This window comes from Brevundimonas vesicularis (genome assembly GCF_900445985.1).
Taxonomy (GTDB): Bacteria; Pseudomonadota; Alphaproteobacteria; order Caulobacterales; family Caulobacteraceae; genus Brevundimonas; species Brevundimonas vesicularis_D.
Genome location: NZ_UAQP01000014.1, coordinates 679,862 through 700,003 on the forward strand (window position 1 = coordinate 679,862; position 20,142 = coordinate 700,003).

Sequence of the window (20,142 nt, forward strand, 5' to 3'; positions counted from 1 at the left end):
GGACGGGCATCCTCGTTCGGTCAGTCCTGACCGGAGACAAGTCGATGCGTCGATCCCCCTGGCTTTCGATGGCCGCCTGCGTTGTGTTGATGGCCGGATGTCAGCGCGCTGATCCAGCCGATCAGCCTGCGTCCGGAGACGCTGCGGCAAGCAGCAACGTCATCGACGCGGTTCCACTGGCGCCCGACGCCCCGCCGCCTGCCCCGCCCGCCAAGCTGGCGGCCGCGGAGAAGGAAGCGACCAAACCGGCCGAGGACGACGAGGCCAGCATTCCCGAGGGTCCCGACATGCCCGCTCAGCCGGCTCCGGTCAGCGAGGTCCCTTGCCGCGACGCCATCGGCGCCGCCGCCTCGGCCCGGCTGGTCGAGCGCTGCATCCAGGTCAGCCCGGCGACCCGCCCGCCCTGCAACGCCGCCAACCCCTGCGATCTGATCCAGGGAGAGATCGACCGGTCCTGCAAACTGTGGGAACGCGACGGCGAGCCGCCGGCGGCGTGCAAGCCCTAGGCTGAGCGCACCGCGCCCGCGACATCGGCCACCACCCGCTTGACCAGCGCCTCGTCGTCGCCCTCGGCCATGACGCGGATCAGTTTTTCCGTCCCAGACGGTCGCACAAGCAGCCGTCCCTGACCGCTCAAGGCCGCTTCGGCCTCGGCGATGGCGGCCTTGACCGTGTCGGTCTCCAGCGGCTTGTCGGCGGTGAAGCGGACGTTCTCCAGCTTCTGCGGCACGGGATCGAACTGGCGGGCCAGTTCGCTCATCGGCTTGCCGGACTCGACCAGGACGGCCAGCACCTGCAGCGCCGCCATCAGGCCGTCGCCGGTCGTGGCGTGGTCGTGCAGGATGATGTGGCCCGACTGCTCGCCGCCAATGTTGAAGTCGCCTTCGCGCATCCGTTCCATGACATAGCGGTCGCCCACCTTGGTCCGCTCCAGCGTCAGGCCTTCGGACTTCAGTTTGCGCTCCAGCCCCAGGTTGGACATGACGGTGGCCACCACGCCGCCGCCGGTCAGGAGGCCGCGCCTGGCCCAGTCCAGCCCGACCAGGGCCATGATCTGATCGCCGTCCACGACCCGGCCCGTCTCATCGCAGATGATCAGCCGGTCGGCGTCGCCGTCCAGGGCGATGCCGATATCGGCGCGGTAGCGTTTGACCGCATCGGCCAGGGTCGCTGGATGGGTCGAGCCGCACTCGGCGTTGATGTTCGTCCCGTTGGGGGTCACGCCCACGGGGAAGACTTCGGCGCCCAGTTCGAACAGGGTGGTGGGCGCGACCTTGTAGCCGGCGCCGTTGGCGCAATCGACGGCGATGCGCAGCCCTTGCAGCGTCAGCCGCTTGGGGAAGGCCTGTTTGGCGATCTCGATATAACGCGCCTGAGCGTCGTCGATGCGTTTGACCCGGCCCAGCTTGCTCGACGGCGCCAGGCCCTGATCCAGGCCCTGGTCCATCATGGCCTCGATCTTCAGCTCGATCTCGTCAGACAGCTTGTAGCCGTCCGGCCCGAACAGCTTGATCCCGTTGTCGGCATAGTCGTTGTGCGAGGCCGAGATCATCACGCCCAGATCGGCGCGCATCGAGCGGGTCAGCATGGCCACGCCGGGCGTCGGCACGGGTCCGAAGGTGCGTACGTCCATGCCGACCGAAGCAAACCCGGCGACCAGGGCTGGCTCGATCGTATAGCCGGACAGGCGGGTGTCCTTGCCGATCACCACCAGATGGCGGCGGTCGTCGTCGGTGCGGAACAGTTTCCCGGCGGCCAGACCCACGCGCAACGCGACCTCGGCTGTCATCGGATAGGTGTTGGCGCGGCCACGAATGCCGTCGGTGCCGAAATATTTTCTGTCGCCCAAGGTGCGGTCCTTTGTTTCGGGTAACGTTCCGAAACCCCTTTTTTGATGCGGCCTGCCTTAAGATTGCATAGACGGCCGATGGGGCTTGATGTGTGGCTTAGCCCCGGATCGCCGCCAGTGCAAAGCGGCGCCCTTTTCCTGACTTCTCGGAGCCTTCGCTCATGTGCGGCATCATCGGCGTCACCGGCAATGATCCTGTCGTTCCCCGGCTGATCGACAGCCTGAAACGGCTGGAGTACCGCGGCTATGATTCCGCTGGCGTCGCCGCAGTCGTAGACGGCTCGGTCGAGCGCCGCCGCGCCAAGGGCAAGATCCGCAATCTGGAGGGCGTCCTGGCCGAGAATCCGATGACGGCGACGGTCGGCATCGGCCATACGCGCTGGGCCACGCACGGCGCCCCCACGACGGAGAACGCCCACCCGCACAAGGCCGGTCGCGTCACCCTGGTCCACAACGGCATCATCGAGAACTTCGCCGAGCTGAAGGCCGAGCTGGCCGCCGAGGGCCATGTCTTTGAAAGCCAGACCGACACCGAGGTCATCGCTCACCTGCTGGACGCCGAGCTGAATACGGGCCGCAGCCCTCTGGAGGCGTTCAAGACCACTCTGGACCGCCTGACCGGCGCCTATGCGCTGGCGGTGCTGATCGACGGGACGGACGACCTGATCCTGGGCGCCCGCCGTGGTAGCCCGTTGGTGGTCGGCTGGGGCGAGGACGAGATGTATCTGGGCTCGGACGCGCTGGCGGTTGGTCCATTCACGCAGAAGATTTCCTATCTGGAAGAGGGCGATTACGTCGCCGTGACAAAGGCCCGCGCCCAGATGTTCGACGTGGCGGGCAAGCCGGTCGAACGCGCCATCGTCCAGGTCTCGGCCTCATCGGCCATGGTCGAGAAGGGCGAATATCGCCACTTCATGGAGAAGGAAATCCATGAACAGCCCGACAGCGTCCAGCACACCCTTTCGGAATATCTCGACCTGGTGACCGGCAAGGCCAAGACCAATCCCGTCGATTTCGCCGCCATCGACCGCATCCAGATCGTCGCCTGCGGCACCGCCTTCTACGCCGGCCAGATCGGCCGTTACGCCTTCGAGAAGCTGGCGGGCCTGCCCTGCGACGTCGAGATCGCGTCGGAGTTCCGCTATCGCTCGCCGGCCGTCTCGAAATCCACCCTGGCCGTCGCCGTCAGTCAGTCCGGCGAGACGGCCGACACCTTGGCCAGCCTGACCTGGTGCAAGGCGCAAGGGTTGCAGACCGCCGCCGTCGTCAATGTTCACTCGTCCTCGATGGCGCGCGAAGCCGCCGTCCTGTGGCCCACCCATGCCGGGCCCGAGATCGGCGTCGCCTCGACCAAGGCCTTTACCGCCCAGGTCGCCGCCCTGCTCTCCCTGGCCGTGGCGGCTGGCGTGGCGCGCGGCCGGATCGATGCTGCGACCGAGGCCGAACTGGTGAAGGCTCTGTTCGAAAGCCCGCGCCTGATCGCCGAGGCCCTGACGATGGGCGACAGCATCCGCGCCGTGACTCATGATCTGTCAAAAGCCGACGACGTGCTGTTCCTAGGCCGGGGCGCCATGTTCCCGCTGGCGATGGAAGGCGCGCTGAAGTTGAAGGAGATCAGCTATATCCACGCCGAGGGCTATGCTGCCGGCGAGCTCAAGCACGGCCCCATCGCCCTGATCGATGAAGAGACCCCGACCATCGCCCTGGCTCCGCTTGACGATGTGTTCGAAAAGACCGCGTCCAACCTGCAGGAGGTCGCCGCACGGGGCGGCCCGGTCATCATGATCGCGCCGGAAAAGGCGCCCGATCCGCACGGCGCCGGCATTCGCCGCATCCACGCCCCCGACTGCCATCCGCTGATCGCGCCTCTGGTCTATGCCGTGCCGGTGCAACTGCTGGCCTACTACACCGCCGTGCAGAAGGGGACCGATGTGGATCAGCCCCGCAATCTGGCGAAATCCGTCACGGTCGAATAGGTCGCGTCGGTCATCCGCCGCAGGGCGTCTACATCGGTGATCTGGATCGCGCCGCGCCGCAGCCGCACGGCGCCGGCGGCGCACAGTTCGGTGCAGGCGGTCGATATGCTGGCGCGTCGCACGGCCATCAGATGCGACAACTCGGTTTGACGCAGGGCCAGGACGTCGCCTCCCCTTCGGTCGTGAACGTCGAGCAATAGGGCAGCCAGACGCTGGCTGACTTTCAATGTCGCGTGGCGCGAAAGCTCAGCCTGAAGGGCGATGTTGCGTCGACGAAGATCAATCAACGCCATCTCGACCAGACTGCCGCGATCGATCTTTTGCGCCAGTTTGCGAGCGGAGACGGTCAAGTACCGTCCGGCAGTCAACCAGACGGCCGACTCTGGCTCCCCGGCGCCCAATACAGCGTCGAAGCTGATCACGTCGTCGCTGGACGCCAGCCCATGCGACAGAGCGCCGTCGAGCCCGATCCGCGCCAGAACACCGGACAAGATCAGCGTGACGACAGCCTCGCCATTCTGTGTGGCTGAGGTTCGTGCACCAGCCTCGGCGAAGAAGGCGTCGCCTTCGTCGAGGCCCTGCACCGCAAGGGCGGACAACAGGGCGTGGGCGAGGTTCGACTGGGACATGCCCCGTCTAGACGGCCGATCGCCGTTCGGTGCGATAACATGCGTTAAGCGCTCAGACGGGCTCGCATTGCAGACGTAGATAGGTGGGGTCGAACTCAGCGATTTCGGCCAGACGACGCCAGTCGAGGATATCGATCCGCCCGCCCGACCAGGCGACGACGCCTTCGCTGCGGAGTTCGGAAATCAGGCGGCTGACATGGACGGTCGATAGACCCAGCGCATCACCCAGCGTCGTTTGCGTCAACGGAAGATCGAATGACAGATCCCCCGTCTGGCCGACGGCCTGGAGGCGCAGGTAAAGCTCGCACACCAGATGCGCCAGATGGCCCAGACCGCTCCGTCGGCCCATGGCCACGAGCCATTGTCTATGGATGGCGGCGTCGATGATGGTGTCCAGCCAAAGCAGTCGGCTCAGGTGTGGATGTCGCTCGGTGATGTCGATCAAGTCGCTGTGCGGCGCCTCTGCGATCACGCAGTCGGTCAGGGCGACGACGCCATGATCCATCTGCTTCATCAGCAGGCTGTGCAGGTCGATGAAGTCGCCCGACACATTGATTTCGGTGATCTGGCGCGCCCCGTCTTCCAGCGTGGAATAACGTGCCGAAAAGCCCGAGACTAAAAGGGTGCTGTGCAGCGGGCGGGTGTGCTCGCGCACGATATCGGATCCGGCAGAGACGGTTTTGGGCGCTTCGAGAACAGCGCTCAACGCCTCGATCTCTTCGGGATTGAGCCGGTCTCTAAGCGACAATTTGTCGACCAGCGTGGTGATCTTTGAGACGCTGCCAGCCTTGGTCATCACGCGTCCCCCGCCAATGTCCAGCCCTCGGGCGCCTGATCAGACGCAGCCGCCGTGACGCTGACGACCGTTCGACCCTCGGTGTCCGTGACGATGACGCTGAAGGCGCGGGTCGTCCAGAACGATGCGCCCCGATAGCGCAGGATTTCGCCCAGCACGGCAACGGCTTCCTCGCGAGCCGCGTCAACGCTCCTCAGTTCCTCGCCCTGATCATCGCGGATGCAATCTCCGTTCTGGGTATGGAAAAAGTAGCGCGGCAATCTTCCCTCCTGGGCTCAGCCGAGAGGGAAGCGGTCACGGGCCCGATTGGTTCAGTCTGCGTGGCTAATCGCTTGCCAGAGATCAATATTTTTGCGCGGCGCCGCTACGCGCTTTGAAAGCGTCCAACGCCGTGCCGAGGTACTGGCCATACCGGCTGCCTCCCAACTTGGCGGCCAGCGCTGCAAATTCGTCGATGGATATGAAGCCTTTTTCTAGCGAGATTTCTTCCAAGCAGGCGATCTTGAAGCCCTGCCGCTTTTCAAGAATCCTGATGAACTCGGCTGCTTCCGTCAGGCTGTCGGGCGTCCCGGTGTCCAGCCAGGCATAGCCGCGGTCCATGATCTTGACCGACAATCTGCCGTGTTCAAGATACGTGCGGTTTATATCCGTGATTTCAAGTTCTCCGCGGGCAGACGGCCGCAGTTCTCTCGCAATATGTACGACATCGGCGTCGTAGAAATAGAGCCCCGTCACCGCCCAGTTCGACCTCGGTTGAGCTGGCTTCTCCTCGATGGACAAGGCCCTCATGTGTTCGTCGAACTCGACAACCCCATACCGTTGAGGATCGTTGACCTGATAAGCGAAGACGGTGCCTCCCGCAGGCTGCATCATCGCCGACGAAAAGAGGTCCGTGATGCCGTGACCGTAGAAAATGTTGTCGCCCAGGATCAGGGCCGACGGGTTGTCGCCCACGAACTCGGCGCCGATGATATAGGCTTGGGCGAGACCGTCCGGGCAGGGCTGGACGGCGTACTGGATGTCAATGCCCCATTGCGATCCGTCGCCGAGCAAAGCCTGGAAGCTGGGCATGTCCCGCGGGGTGGAGATAATCAACACCTCGCGAATCCCGGCAAGCATGAGAGTCGACAGCGGATAATAGATCATCGGCTTGTCGTAGACAGGCATCAGTTGCTTCGATGTGACCAGGGTCATCGGATGCAAACGCGTGCCTGATCCCCCGGCCAGGATTATGCCTTTCATGGCATGTTTCCTTCGGCTTTCAGTTCCTGGATGATCTCCTTTACGGCCGTCTGCCACGACCGAGGCTTGATACCATAGTCGCGGGTCAGCTTTTGGGTTGATAGAGACGAATTAGACGGGCGCAGGGCTCGGGTCGGATAGTCACGCGAGGCGATTGGCTGAACCTCAGCAAACGGGCCTTCGACGGCGGCGCTCAAGGCGAAAATCTCGTCGGCCAAACCGGCCCATGTTGTCTCTCCGGCATTGACGAAATGATAGAGGCCGGTTGGGGCATCGGCATCCGCGATCATCTTCAAGGTGATGGCTTTCAAAGCCGCAGCGATGTCACGCGCTGAGGTAGGGCTGCCGTGCTGGTCGCTCACCACGCGCAGGAATGGCTGATCGGTAGCGAGCCGCAGCATGGTCTTGAGGAAGTTGGCGCGATGAACGCTCAGAACCCACGCGGTGCGCAGAACGACGGAGCGCGGATTGCCCGCCAGAACCGCGAGTTCCCCCGCAAGTTTGGAAGCGCCGTAGACGCTCAGAGGCCCACTTGGATCAGTCTCGACATAGGCGCCGTCCTTGGAGCCGTCGAACACATAATCAGTCGACACCTGGATCAGCGGGACGCCAGACTTGCGTGTGGCCTCAGCCAGGATCGCCGGCCCCATGGCGTTCGCGGCGAAGGCTGTAGCGACCGCGGTCTCAGCCATGTCCACGGCTGTGTAGGCTCCGGCGTTGATCACCGCCGAGAATGGCGTGGCGGCGAAAGCAATCTGCACCGAGTTAGAGTCAGCAAGATCCAGCTCCGCCCGTGTCGGAGCGTGCAGGATGACATGCTCAGGCCAGTCTGCAGACTGAAGTTCAAGGCCGACCTGACCAGCGCCGCCGATGATAAGGATGTGGAGCGGATCAGCCATTCGGCGCACGCGACTGCCGTTCTGAATTACGGGCGACCAGAATGTCTCGCCACCAGGATTCGTTCTCCAGATACCAAGTCACCGTTCGTTCGATGCCCTCGTCGAAGGTGACAGACGGCATCCAGTTCAGATTTCGGCGAATCTTGGAGGCGTCGATTGCGTAACGATGATCATGGCCAGGACGGTCGTTCACATGGGTGATCTGGTCAGAGTAGAGCCCCTGAGTCTTGGGCCGCAATCTGTCTAAGGTAGCGCAAATTGCTCTCACGACCTCGATGTTCCGACGCTCGGCATTGCCGCCAATATTGTAGGTTTCACCCGGCGCGCCCTCTTCGAACACGGTCTGCAGGGCGCGGACATGATCGTCGACATAGAGCCAGTCGCGCACATTCGATCCGTCGCCATAGACCGGCAGCGGCTCTCCGCTCAGAGCCCGGATGATGATCAGGGGAATCAGCTTCTCGGGAAAATGATAGGGCCCATAGTTGTTGGAGCAGTTGGTCACCAAAACCGGCAGGCCATAGGTATGCCCCCAAGCCCGAACGAGATGATCCGACCCCGCCTTCGACGCCGAGTAGGGCGATCGGGGATCGTAGGGCGTTGTCTCGGTGAACATGCCGTTTTCCCCCAAGGAACCGAACACTTCGTCCGTCGAGATATGGTGAAAGCGGAAGGCTTGCTTTGCCGCAGCGTCCAGACCCTGCCAGTAGTTAAGTGCCTGGCTCAGCATGACATAGGTTCCGACCAAGTTGGTCTGGATGAAAGCGCCGGGATCGGCGATCGATCGACATGGCTCTCAGCGGCCAGATGAGCGACCACGTCCGGCTTAAACTTTTGAAGGGATTTGGTCACCGCGTCGGCGTCGCAGATATCGGCCTGAACGAAGGCGTAACGACTGCTGTTGGCCGCAGGCTCGAGTGAGCTCAGATGGCCGGCATAGGTCAGATTATCAAATACGAGAACATGATGTTGCGAATGCTCTATAAGACGACGCACGAGCGCCGACCCAATGAATCCCGCGCCGCCGGTCACAAGTATGCGCATATTTGGCGGTCCGTCAGTGTTGGATTCAAGTCAACGAGAGATCTTTGAGCGGATATCCATCGTACTCGAAAGGGCTTTCCATATCGCGAAGTTGTGGGAGATTTTTGTCTTTCTCCGAGATTACAATATCGCGTTCTGAGACACCCCAATCGATCCCGATTTCGGGGTCATTCCACACAATCCCGCCCTCACAATCGGGTGCATATATTTCAGAAACCTTATAGGCGATTTCGACGTCACATTCGAGCGTGATGAACCCGTGCGCGAACCCGACGGGCACGAAAAGTTGTTCGCCGCCTGCCGCCGTCAGCTTGGCCGAAACATATCTCCCGTAAGTCGGAGATCCGCGTCGAATATCGACCGCATAATCCATGACGGATCCCCGCACACAACGAACCAGTTTGGCTTGAGCGTGTGGATGGCGCTGGTAATGCAGTCCGCGGATCGTGTTTCGATTGCGCGAAAAAGACTGATTGTCTTGCACAAAATCGTCCGCAATCCCTGCCGCCAATGCAACGGATCGCGAATAGGTTTGCATGAACCAACCTCGCGAATCCGAGAGCCGATCTGGTCTCAAAATAACGGGAACGGTCATGGCGATCGCTTTCGGAAAACTATCAGACTGACGTCATCAGGCCGACAGCGCGACCTCATGACGGTCAGATTTCCTGATTGAAGGCGCCGATTTCGCGATAGGCGGCGAGGCGCGGCTTGATCTCCTTGCGGAAGAGGTCGCGCATGTCGTCTTCGGAACGCATGCTCTCGACCACCACGACCAGTTCCGGCTTGTTGGACGAGGCGCGGACCAAGACCCATGAGCCGTCGTCCAGGTGCACGCGAACGCCGTTGACGGTGATAGCCTCGACGATCTTGCGACCCAGGATTTCGCCGCCCGCTGCGGCCAGATCGGAATACTCCTTCACGATCCGCTCTAGCACGCCGTATTTCAACTCGTCGTCGCAATGGGGCGACATGGTCAGGCTGGTCCAGGCATCCGGCAAGGCTGTCTTCAGTTCACTGAGTTTCTTGTCCGGATTGCGATCCAGCATGGCCAGCACCGCGCCGGCCGCGACCAGGCCGTCGTCGTAGCCGTGGCCCAGATCGCCGGCCATGAAGAAGTGGCCCGACTTCTCGAACCCGGCCAAGGCGCCCAGTTCGGCGGTCTTGCGCTTGATGTAGGAGTGGCCGGTCTTCCAGTAGACGACCTCGGCGCCGTTCGCCTTCAGGATATCGTCGGTCTTGTAGAGGCCGGTCGATTTCACATCGACCACAAAGGTGCTGTCCGGATAGACCTTGGACAGGTCGCGCGCCAGCATCAGGCCGATCTTGTCGGCGAAGATTTCCTCGCCCGTGTCGTCTACGACGCCACAACGGTCGCCGTCGCCGTCGAAGCCAAGGGCCAGATCGGCGCCCGTCTCACGCACCCTCTGGGCCATCTGCAACAGCATGGCGTGATCTTCCGGATTCGGATTGTATTTCGGGAAGGTGTAGTCGAGGTCGGTGTCCATCTCGATCACCTCGACGCCCATTCGGCGCAGAGCGTCGGGGGCGAAGGCGCCGGCCGTACCGTTGCCGCAGGCGCATACGACCTTCAGCGGTCGCTTGATCTGCACCTTTGAGGCCACGTCGGCGACATAGGTTTCGCGGAAGTTTTCGACCCGAACCAGCTTGCCGCCGGGGCGGCCCACGCCTTCACCATTGAGAACGATTTCTTTCAGACGGCCCATTTCCTCGGGGCCGAAGGTCAACGGCTTGTTGGCGCCCATCTTCACGCCGGTCCAGCCGTTCTCATTGTGGCTGGCCGTGACCATGGCGACGCAGGGCGCATCCAACTCGAACTGGCCAAAATAGGCCATGGGCGACAGGGCCAGGCCGACGTCCAGAACCTCCATCCCGCCTTCAAGCAGGCCGATGATCAGGGCCTGTTTGACGCTGAGGCTGTAGCCACGAAAGTCATGGCCGGTGACGATCTTGGGCGCGACGCCGATCTCGTGGACATAAGTGGCCAGGCCAAGGCCCAGCGCTTGAATGCCGAGAAGGTTGATCTCTTTTTCCAGGATCCAGCGCGCGTCATATTCGCGAAAACCGGTCGGCTTGACCAAGGCCTGAGTTTCGTAAGCAGCCGTGTTCGGCTTCAGGTCCTGACGGGGTTTCATCATGGCTTGTCCTTGGGGCGGCTCGACGGGCCGATCGATCAGGCGGCGGCGCGTTTGCGAATGCGGGCGATGCGCCGCAGGCGACGCCAAAAGCGACCGCGCTCGGGTTCGGGATAGGGTTGCAGGTTCTCGACGAACTGTTCGGCCGAGGCGCGCCAGCTGAACTCCTCCGCATAGGCGCGCACAGCCTTGCGATCGAGATCGAGGCACTGCAGGCAGGCGGTCTTGAGGTCCTTGTCGATTGCGCCGGCGTTCGATCCCGGAATGATGTCGATCGGGCCGTGGGCCGGATAGGCCGCGACCGGCGTGCCGGCGGCCATGGCTTCCAGAATCACCAGACCGAAGGTGTCGGTCCAACTGGGGAAGACGAAGACGTCGGCGTCGCGGAAACAGCGGGCCAGGTCGTCGCCGAACTTGGCGCCGAGGAATTTGGCGTCCGGATATTTCTCTTCGAGCTCGGCGCGGGCCGGGCCATCGCCCACGACAATCTTGGTGCCGGGCAGGTCCAGTTGCAGGAAGGCCTCGATGTTCTTCTCGACCGCCACACGGCCGACGTTCAGGAAGAAGGGCCGCGGCCAGTCCTCGCCGCCAAGCTCGTCGTAGATGCGCTCCAGATCGGGGTTGAACACATCCGTGTCCACGCCCCGCGACCAAGGGGAGACGTTCTTGAATCCATGCTCGACCAGTTCGTCGCGCAGGGTCGGCGTCGCCACCATCAGCCGTCCGGACGGCTTGTGGAACCATTTCATGTAGGCGTAGCCGACCTGAACCGGGATCGGGAAACGCGCCGAGACGTATTCTGGGAATTTGGTGTGATAGCTGGTCGTGAACGGCAGCTTCCATTCCACGCAGATGCGGCGGGTGGCGATACCGATGGGGCCTTCGGTGGCGATATGGACGGCCTCGGGTTCGAAGGCTCGCAGCATCTCGCGGATCTCTTCTTCCGCTCCCAGCGCCAGCCGGATCTCCGGATAGGTGGGGCAGGGGATGGTCTTGAACAGGCTGGGTTCGATGACCTCAACCTCATGGCCCATGCCGCGACATTCCGCGACCGTGCGCGTCAGGGTGCGGACGACGCCGTTGACCTGAGGTTCCCAGGCGTCGGTGGCCAGAACGATGCGCATTGAGGCGGGCGGACCCTGAGCCGTTGAGTAAGGGGCGAACTTCTAGACGGTTAGAATGACGAAGGCGAGACGGACTTGCGATAGCCCGTCAGGCCGTGAAGCGGATCGCCGATCGTCTCGTCAAAACAGATTGAAGGAAGCAGTCTTCTGGGGGGCGATCACTCCGACGGTCTCCCGCACCTGAATGTAGGCGGCCATGATATGGTAGAACGAACTTGCCGGCGCCGGTTCGTCGATGAAACTACCGTTCTCCAACATCTTGTCATGCCACAGGCCCTGCGGCGTCAGATAGCGCCATACCGCCCGCTGTGCGCGTGCGGCCTGGTCAAGGCATTGTGCACGTCTGACGTCGTCATTGAGCGTCGCCAAAATCAACGACGCCTTCAGCCACTCCGTCTGAGGCCACAGACGAGAGCGCGAACTGCGCACGCTGCCGTCGATGTTCAAGGCATCCATCGCAACGCCTCGTTTGGCGTCCACGCCCTTCAGTCCCGACTCGTACAGGCGCCACGCGTCCGAAAGGACCCCCGCGTCGTTCCGGCTGCGGCCATAGCGCGCCAAGAGCCAGGCCCACTCGAACTGATGGCCGGGCTCGACCAAACGCCCGTCTTCGCCAGTGGCCGGCGACCACTGCGCGTCAAAGAACTCACGCAGACTGCCGGTCTCTGCGTCGATGAACCGCTTGCGGGCCAGATGCACAAGCTGATCGGCAAGCGCACTCCATTCGCGGCCTCCGCCGTTCTCCTCCCAAGCGAGGGCGGCCTCGAGTAGATGCATGTGGGCGTTGGACTGATAGGGGTGGCTGCCGGATTCTCGCAGGCCGCCGTGGGCGTCTACCTGGCGCAGCAACAGATTGCGAACCGCCGATGCCTCGACCTCAAGCGCGGGCTGCGCCGTCGCGTTGGAAATGCTGGCCAAGGCGAAGATCAAAAAGGCCTGATCATAGATCATCGCCGTTTCGTCCAGCGGCGATCCGTCAGCCGCCAACAGTGTCCGCATCTGCCCATCAAGGCGCAGATAGGCGGTTCGTAGCTGATCTAGTCCGGTCTCGACGACCGCCTTCCAAGGGCCTCGCCAGCCTTGACGGCCGGCTTCCGCGTAGACCTGCAACTGGCGCGCCTGAACGCGCGCCCGTCGCGAAGCCGAGATGTGTCGACCGTCCAGCCCCAGAACCTCTTCAAAGGCTCCGTTCTCGGCTTGGCCCAGCGTGGACCAGATCGGCAAGGCCGACTGCCTGAGCCACGCTGCAAAACGCGTCGCGCCGGCCTCCAGCGACTCCAGGGGCTCGGGCGCCGGGAAGTCGAGATGTTGCGGTGACAGCTTGCGCAGTCTTTCCACCACCTTTTTGACGTCCTGACTCTTTTTCAGATCCGTCACCAGAACCGCATCACGTTCCACGATGATTCCGACATCGCGCAGGCCGATCGCAGCCACCATCACGCCGTCGCATGCTCGAATCAGGCAGCTCTCCGAGTCCTCAAGGATGTGAAGCCCCACATCGCCTTCGCCGGATGCATGAACCGAATCCCAGGCGCCCAAGTCGGACCACTCGAAGCGGACCGGCAGAACGGAGGCGCGCGTCGTCTTCTCCATGACGGCGTAGTCGATGGAGATTTTGGGTGCTGCTTTGAACCCGGCCCCTAAGGTGAGGCATGAACCATCGATCTTGGCGCCAGCCACCGCGCTGCGGACGGCTTCGCTTACCGCAGGCGCCCGTTCGGCGATTTCCTGACACAGCACGTCGGCGCGGACGATGAAGTTGCCGCTGTTCCAGAGGTAACCCTCCGAAATATAGCGACGCGCGGTCGCCTGATCGGGCTTTTCGACGAAAGCGGACACGGCTGAGAGGTCGGGTCCTGATGGCGCGATGTATCCGTAGGCGGATGAGGGCTCGGTCGGGACGACACCCAGAGTGACAATCCGGCCCTGAGCGGCCGCAGATGCGGCTTTGCCGACGGACTGTCGGAACGCTTCGGCGTCTGGAATGTGATGGTCTGAGGCAACAAAGAGATTGATGGCCTCGGGCGCGCGCTGCGCCGTCCATTCGGCAGCGGCGGCCATGGCCGCCGAAGAATCTCTTCCCTCGGGCTCCAGCAGAATGACGGCGCTAACGCCGATTTCCTCTAGCTGATCCAGAATGGCGCGCTTGTGGCTCAAACCCCCGACCACAACCAACTCCCCGCCGTTCTGACAAAGCCCAGCCACGCGAGCCACGGTTTCTTGGAACAACGATCGATTACCGGCCAGCGGGATGAACTGCTTCGGTAGCGAGGGCCTCGAGGCAGGCCACAGGCGCGTTCCGGAACCGCCGCACATGATGACGGGATAGATAGTGGCCATTGTCTACGCTGTGATCTGTTAGGTGCAATCAGCCTCTTAGGTCAGGCGCCGTCACACGTCACCTGATTTCGCCGACCGGAAGTTGTGACCAAGCGTAGACGCTGTTGCTTATCGACACCTTGGCAGATGTATGGTCACAAAGGCAGCACCGTCGTCGATTTTACTTCTTCCAGCACCGCATATGTTCGGGTTTCTCGCACACCCGGCATCCGCACCAGAACGTCGCCCAGGAAGGCGCGGTAGGCGTCCATGTCGCCGACGCGGGCCTTGATTAGATAGTCGAAGCCGCCGGCGACCATGTGGCATTCCAGCACCTCCGGCTGACTGCGAACGGCGTCGGCGAAGGCTTCGAAGACGTCGCCGGTGGTGCGGTCCAGTAGGACTTCGACGAAGATCAACAGATCCCGACCGACCTGGGCCGGGTCGATCATGGCGGCATAGCCGGTGATGATCTTCTTTTCGCGCAGCCGTTTGACCCGTTCGAAACAGGCGGCGGGCGACAGATTGCACCGTCGCGCCAGTTCGGCGTTGGAGATGCGGGCGTCGGTCTGGAGCACCCGCAGGATTCGGCGGTCGACGGCGTCGATATCGATCATCGGAAATCACGGCCTCGCACCGAATGATCTTCGGTTTGGCTGTGTATCATACGAAGCACTTTCAATGAACTCCGGCATATACGGCTAAATCCACAGGATTTGTCGCCCATGACTACGCCCGCTTTCATGCCTTCGAGCCTGGCCGCCTGGGACGGTTTGGATACGCACAAGTTCCGTGACGAACATGAGGCCGTCGCCGCTAATCTGGCGCGCATGCCTCTGGATGTGACCGAACGGGCCGATGTGGTCGCCGAGGCGACGGCCCTGGTCGAACACGCCCGCCGCAGCCAAAAAAAACAGGGCGTCGTCGAAAGCTTCCTGCAGCAGTTCTCGCTCGGAACCCGAGAGGGTCTGGCCCTGATGTGCCTGGCCGAGGCCTTACTTCGCGTGCCGGACGAGGAGACGCGGGATCGGCTGATCGCCGAGAAGATCGGTTCCGCCGACTGGGCTTCGCACCTGGGCCAGTCCGACAGCCTGTTCGTCAACGCCTCGACCTGGGGTCTGATGCTGACCGGCAAGCTGGTCGATGTCGACGACGAGGCGCGCACCGATCTGCCCGGCTTCCTGAAGCGGATCGCCGGCCGACTGGGCGAGCCGGTCATCCGCCAGGCCGTGGCCACCGCCGTCAAGATCATGGGCGAGCAGTTCGTGGTCGGCCGCACCATCCAGGGCGCACTGAAACGGTCGAACAAGGAAGGCTGGCTGTGCAGCTTCGACATGCTGGGCGAGGGCGCCCGGACCATGGCCGACGCCGACCGCTATGAGAAGATCTACGCCGACGCCATCGAGGCGGTGGTCAAGACGTCAAAAGGTCAGGGACCGGAACACGGCCACGGCGTCTCAGTAAAACTGTCGGCCCTGTCGCCGCGCTATGAGGCGACGCATGAGGATGATGTCTGGGCGACCCTGTATCCCCGCATCCTGCGCCTGGCCCAGATCGCGGCAAAATACGACATCAACTACACAATGGACGCCGAGGAGGCGGACCGTCTGGCTCTGTCGCTGAAACTGCTGGACCGGCTGGCGCACGAGCCGTCGCTGGGCGGCTGGACGGGCCTGGGTCTGGCGGTTCAGGCCTATCAGAAGCGCGGTCTGGAAACGATCGAACGCGTCGCCGACCTCGCCCGCCGCTCGAGCCGTCGTCTGATGGTGCGCCTGGTCAAGGGCGCCTATTGGGACACCGAGATCAAGCGCGCCCAGGTGTTCGGCCACACCGACTATCCCGTCTACACGACCAAGGCGGCGACCGACCTGAACTATCTGGTCTGCGCCAAGGCCATGATCGCGGCCGCGCCGGCTATCTATTCCCAGTTCGCGAGCCACAACGCCCATACGCTGGCGGCCGTGCGGCGTATGGCGCGTGATCATGGCGTCACGGTCGAGCATCAGCGCCTGCACGGCATGGGCGAGGCTCTATACGACGCCGCGCACGAGGCCTGGGCTGACGAGACTGTCATCGTCCGCGCCTATGCCCCCGTCGGCGGGCACGAAGAGTTGCTGCCCTATCTGGTGCGGCGTCTGCTGGAAAACGGCGCCAACTCCTCCTTCGTCCACGCCCTGCTGGACGAGCGCGTGCCTGCCTCGGCCGTCGCGGCCGATCCCATTTCCCTGGTCGAGCAGGCGCCCGACCGTCACCCCAAGATTCCGGTTCCGAAAGACATGTACGGCGATCGTCAGAACTCCCTCGGCCGCGATTACTCTCAGGCCGCCGACCGCGAAGCTCACGCCAGGGCGCTGGAAGAGGTCGACCGCGAGAAGTTGACCAGCGGCCCGATCATCGGCGGCAAGCTGCGGGCCGGCATCGACGCCCAGGACGTGACCAATCCTTTCGATCAATCACAGGTCCTGGGCCACGTCTCCGAAGCCGAGCCGGCCGACATCGACTCCGCCGTCCAGGCGGCCGCCGAGGCTCAGGTCAAATGGGATCGCCAGGGCGGCGCCAAGCGCGCCATCGTCCTGCGCGCCATGGCCGACGCGCTGGAGGGCGATCTGGATCGGCTGGTCGCCTTGCTCAGCCGCGAGGCGGGCAAGACCCTGAACGACGGCGTCGCCGAGGTGCGCGAGGCCGCCGACTTCTGCCGCTACTACGCTCTGCTGGCCGAGCGTGACTTCACCGCTCCGGAAACGCTGAAGGGCCCGACCGGCGAGACCAACCAGCTGTTCCTGCACGGACGCGGCGTCTTCGCCTGCATCTCGCCGTGGAACTTCCCCCTGGCCATCTTCACCGGCCAGATCGCCGCCGCCCTCGCCGCCGGCAACGCCGTCCTGGCCAAGCCCGCCGAACAGACGCCGTTGATCGCCGCCGAGGCCGTCCGCCTCTACCACAAGGCGGGCCTGAACCCTGACCTGTTGGCCCTGGTCCCTGGGCGTGGCGAGACTGTCGGCGCGGCCCTGGTCACCCATCCGGGCATCGACGGCGTCGCCTTCACCGGCGGCACCGACACGGCCGCCGCCATCAACCGCTCCATCGCCGCCCGGCCCGGCGCCATCATCCCCTTCATCGCCGAGACCGGCGGCCTGAACGGCATGTTCATCGACACGACGGCATTGAAGGAGCAGGTCATCGACGACGTGATCCAGTCGGCCTTCGGCTCGGCCGGTCAGCGCTGTTCGGCCCTACGCGTCCTCTATGTGCCCAAGGATTCGGCCGACGCCTTGATCGAGGGCCTGAAGGGCGCGCTCGCCGTTCAGACCGTCGCCGACCCCGCCGACCCCAAGACCGACATCGGCCCAGTCATTGATCCCGAATCGCGCCGGGCCTTGGAAGCCCACGTTGAGCGCCTGTCGAAGGAAGCAAAGATCATCGCCCGCGCCGCCCTGCCGATGGGCGCCGAAAAGGGCGACCTGTTCGCCCCCACCATCGCCGAAATCCCCACGCCCGACTTCCTTGAGCGCGAGGTCTTCGGCCCCATCCTGCACATTTACCGCTACGCCCCGTCCGACCTGAAGTCGGTCGCCGGCAAACTCGCCGCCCGCGGCTACGGCCTGACCCTGGGCGTCCACAGCCGCATCGAAGCCTTCGCCGCCGAAGTCGTCGACCTGGTCCCCGCCGGCAACGTCTACGTCAACCGCTCGATTACGGGCGCGGTGGTCGGCGTTCAGCCGTTCGGCGGCGAGGGGCTGTCAGGCACTGGTCCAAAGGCTGGCGGGCCAAACAGCCTGATCCGCTATGCGGCCGAGAAGGCGATCAGCGTGAATATCGCGGCGCAGGGCGGAGATCCTGCGCTGCTGAATCTCTAGAAGGGGTTGACGATCAGCGCCTGTCATCGTCCATGACCCTTTTGGCGTTCTTCCGGTAACCATGACATCGATTTGCATCGACGGCTTCAACTTGGCGCTCGCCAAAGGATCCGGCATCGCCACCTATGGTCGCAACCTTCTGGAGAATGTGCGGGCTATTGGATATGGCACTGAGGTTCTTTACGGCCCGCCCGGTGCTCAGAAATCTCAGAACGTTCTTAATGAAGCGATGCTCGTCGATGCCGAGCGTGCGCCGCAACGGCTAAGTCGAAAACAAAAGTATCGGCGATGGAAAAGAACGCTGACCTCACCCATCGGTCGATCACCATTTGCGATCATTCCGTCGGGGGAGGTGATCTGGCCTTCGCGCTCTGGCGGCATGCCAGCGGCCGACAAGTTTTGGGCGGCTCAGGATCTATACACGCTCGCGAACCGCGCTTTCCAAGCCTATGGTCGCTTTACGCCCGTATCGTTCCCTTCGTCTGAAGCTACTCCTGCACCTGACATCATGCACTGGACGGCGGCCTTGCCGCTCCAGGCCAAGGGCATGGCGAATATCTACACCATTCACGACCTGATCCCGCTGCGTCTGCCTCATACGACGCTGGACGATAAGGCCGGCTTTATGAAGATGTGTGCTGATATTGTGCGCCGTGCGGATCACATCGCGGTTGTATCCGAGACCACAAGGCAAGATGTCATACGCCTTTTGGGGGTAGACGAGCGCCGAGTAACCAATACCTACCAAGCTGTCAGTATTCCCTCAGTACTTTCTGAACGCCCTCAATCCGAGATCGAACTGGAACTTGAGGGTGTTTTTGGTCTGGAGTGGAAGGGCTATTTTCTCCACTTTGGGGCTATTGAGCCGAAGAAAAACCTCGGCCGGATCGTTGAGTCCTATCTCGCGTCGGGCAGCAAGTCTCCGCTGGTGATAATCGGAGGCCGTGCGTGGCTTGATGAGGGCGAAACCGCGCTCTTGGCTCAAGTGAAGCGTGACGGCGGACCAAACGCTGATCGGATACGACAGTATGAGTATATGCCGTTTTCTATGCTGGTCACTTTGATCCGTGGTGCAAAGGCAACCCTTTTCCCGTCCCTGTATGAAGGATTCGGGTTGCCTGTGCTGGAATCAATGGCGCTTTCGACAGCGGTGCTCACATCGACTGGCGGCGCTTTGCCTGAAGTGGCGGGCGAGGCGGCGCTGATCGTCGATCCTTATGACACTCGAGCGATCGCAAAGGGAATTCAGGCTCTGGATGATGATGCCGATCTACGCGACAATTTCGAGATGCTGGGTAAAGCGCAAGCCAATCGTTTCAGCCCTGACGCCTATCAGCAGCGTCTCCGGGACCTTTACGCCAAGCTCGCTCGATGATGGGCTGGGCTTGACGTCGTCGGCTAATCGCGCGCAAACGAGAGATGGGACGATCTGCTCGGTCGGGGTCCATGCTCGGTCCATCTTGGCGGCTTTATGATTGCGTCCATTAAAAGACATGCAAGGACCATCCTCTCTCTGCTGATGAGAGAAATCATCACGCGGTTTGGCCGAGAAGGGCTGGGATTTGCGTGGCTTGTCGCTGAGCCGCTTGCCTTTTGTTTCGGCGTCATGGTGCTTTGGAGCTTCACAAAGCCAGCTTACGAACATGGGATACGTCTCGCGCCGTTCGTCATGACGGCTTACATGTCGCTGATCCTTATGCGACATTTGATCGGTTACCTCGCTGGCGCATTGCAGGGCAATATGGGCCTGCTCTACCATCGCCAGATTGGTCCTTTACACATATTCAGCGCCCGCATTCTTTTGGAGCTCGCTGGTGCAACGATAGCTTATGCTATTGTTTACGTTTTTTTGCTGGCGATCGGGCAAGTAAGTCTGCCTAGCAACTACCTTTTGCTGTACGCTGGATGGTTTTTGTTGGCCTTCATTTCTTCAGGATTCGCTCTGATATTGACGGGCTTGGCTATGCGCTTCGATGTCATGGAGCGGCTCATTGGTCTGATCGGCTACCTCATGATTCCTTTGTCGGGCGTATTCACGATGGTCGCTTGGCTACCGCATGGGTTTCGTCACGTCTTGCTCCTATTGCCCTTCGTTCATCCCGTAGAGATGATGAGGTCGGCGGTTTTCGGTGAGTTTGTAAAGACGTATTACGACATTCCTTATGCGCTTGCCTTTGGTCTGGTATTTAACGTCGCAGGCCTTTTGCTGGTGTCCAGCGCGAGGCATTTAATTGAAACTGACTCCTAACTC

The 20,142-nt window shown here is 62.4% G+C and carries 16 protein-coding genes and 1 pseudogene; 5 read left to right on the plus strand and 12 right to left on the minus strand.

Going from position 1 to position 20,142, the window contains the following annotated elements; genetic code table 11:
• The first annotated feature begins 44 nt into the window (after positions 1-44).
• Positions 45-506, plus strand: coding sequence for a hypothetical protein (locus DT343_RS12395; protein WP_146756747.1), 462 nt, complete (start codon positions 45-47; stop codon positions 504-506).
• On the opposite strand, the gene glmM is transcribed toward DT343_RS12395, so the two are convergent.
• The gene (gene glmM, locus DT343_RS12400) at positions 503-1,849 is read right to left on the minus strand and encodes a phosphoglucosamine mutase (RefSeq protein ID WP_112863134.1); all 1,347 of its coding nucleotides are present in this window, start codon (positions 1,847-1,849) and stop codon (positions 503-505) included. The two genes, DT343_RS12395 and glmM, sit on opposite strands and share 4 nt — an antisense overlap.
• A gap of 161 nt (positions 1,850-2,010) precedes the next feature.
• On the opposite strand from glmM, the gene glmS reads away from it, so the two are divergent.
• The gene (glmS, locus tag DT343_RS12405) at positions 2,011-3,825 is read left to right on the plus strand and encodes a glutamine--fructose-6-phosphate transaminase (isomerizing) (RefSeq protein ID WP_112863135.1); all 1,815 of its coding nucleotides are present in this window, start codon (positions 2,011-2,013) and stop codon (positions 3,823-3,825) included.
• Here glmS and DT343_RS12410 read toward each other — a convergent pair.
• The 11 genes and pseudogenes from DT343_RS12410 to DT343_RS12460 form a co-directional block, all read right to left on the minus strand.
• Complete coding sequence (locus tag DT343_RS12410) at positions 3,786-4,454, minus strand: Crp/Fnr family transcriptional regulator (protein WP_112863136.1); 669 nt, start codon at positions 4,452-4,454, stop codon at positions 3,786-3,788. The two genes, glmS and DT343_RS12410, sit on opposite strands and share 40 nt — an antisense overlap.
• Positions 4,455-4,506: 52 nt before the next feature.
• Positions 4,507-5,250, minus strand: coding sequence for a Crp/Fnr family transcriptional regulator (locus DT343_RS12415; protein WP_112863137.1), 744 nt, complete (start codon positions 5,248-5,250; stop codon positions 4,507-4,509).
• Positions 5,250-5,510, minus strand: a complete 261-nt coding sequence (locus tag DT343_RS12420; protein WP_112863138.1) for a DUF6894 family protein — start codon at positions 5,508-5,510, stop codon at positions 5,250-5,252. The genes DT343_RS12415 and DT343_RS12420 overlap by 1 nt, the downstream gene beginning before the upstream one ends.
• 82 nt (positions 5,511-5,592) lie before the next feature.
• The gene (rfbA, locus tag DT343_RS12425; protein ID WP_112863139.1) at positions 5,593-6,492 is read right to left on the minus strand and encodes a glucose-1-phosphate thymidylyltransferase RfbA; all 900 of its coding nucleotides are present in this window, start codon (positions 6,490-6,492) and stop codon (positions 5,593-5,595) included.
• Positions 6,489-7,391 carry a dTDP-4-dehydrorhamnose reductase gene (rfbD, locus tag DT343_RS12430; RefSeq protein ID WP_112863140.1) on the minus strand — a complete coding sequence of 301 codons (903 nt, stop codon included), beginning with the start codon at positions 7,389-7,391 and terminating at the stop codon, positions 6,489-6,491. The genes rfbA and rfbD overlap by 4 nt, the downstream gene beginning before the upstream one ends.
• Positions 7,384-8,435 (minus strand): annotated as a pseudogene (rfbB, locus tag DT343_RS12435) (dTDP-glucose 4,6-dehydratase). The gene rfbD and the pseudogene rfbB overlap by 8 nt, the downstream one beginning before the upstream one ends.
• Positions 8,436-8,460: 25 nt before the next feature.
• Complete coding sequence (gene rfbC / locus DT343_RS12440) at positions 8,461-9,030, minus strand: dTDP-4-dehydrorhamnose 3,5-epimerase (RefSeq protein WP_112863141.1); 570 nt, start codon at positions 9,028-9,030, stop codon at positions 8,461-8,463.
• Between the two features lie 64 nt (positions 9,031-9,094).
• A complete protein-coding gene (locus DT343_RS12445) occupies positions 9,095-10,594 on the minus strand; it encodes a phosphomannomutase/phosphoglucomutase (RefSeq protein ID WP_112863807.1) in 1,500 nt (499 codons plus the stop codon).
• Positions 10,595-10,629: 35 nt separating this feature from the next.
• Entirely contained in the window at positions 10,630-11,715 is a 1,086-nt protein-coding gene (locus tag DT343_RS12450; RefSeq protein WP_112863142.1) for a glycosyltransferase family 4 protein, read from the minus strand.
• 120 nt (positions 11,716-11,835) lie between these two features.
• Positions 11,836-14,055 carry an AGE family epimerase/isomerase gene (locus DT343_RS12455; RefSeq protein WP_258522569.1) on the minus strand — a complete coding sequence of 740 codons (2,220 nt, stop codon included), beginning with the start codon at positions 14,053-14,055 and terminating at the stop codon, positions 11,836-11,838.
• A 134-nt stretch (positions 14,056-14,189) separates the two neighbouring features.
• A complete protein-coding gene (locus DT343_RS12460; protein ID WP_112863143.1) occupies positions 14,190-14,651 on the minus strand; it encodes an Lrp/AsnC ligand binding domain-containing protein in 462 nt (153 codons plus the stop codon).
• 108 nt (positions 14,652-14,759) lie between these two features.
• On the opposite strand from DT343_RS12460, the gene putA reads away from it, so the two are divergent.
• The 3 genes from putA (at position 14,760) to DT343_RS12475 (ending at position 20,139) form a co-directional block, all read left to right on the plus strand.
• Positions 14,760-17,891: a bifunctional proline dehydrogenase/L-glutamate gamma-semialdehyde dehydrogenase PutA gene (putA, locus tag DT343_RS12465; protein WP_112863144.1), complete on the plus strand. Its 3,132-nt coding sequence runs from the start codon at positions 14,760-14,762 to the stop codon at positions 17,889-17,891.
• Between the two features lie 91 nt (positions 17,892-17,982).
• On the plus strand, positions 17,983-19,266 hold the full coding sequence (locus DT343_RS12470) for a glycosyltransferase family 4 protein (RefSeq protein ID WP_220116712.1): 1,284 nt from the start codon (positions 17,983-17,985) through the stop codon (positions 19,264-19,266).
• Positions 19,267-19,362: 96 nt separating this feature from the next.
• A complete protein-coding gene (locus DT343_RS12475; RefSeq protein ID WP_112863146.1) occupies positions 19,363-20,139 on the plus strand; it encodes an ABC transporter permease in 777 nt (258 codons plus the stop codon).
• Positions 20,140-20,142: the final 3 nt, after the last annotated feature.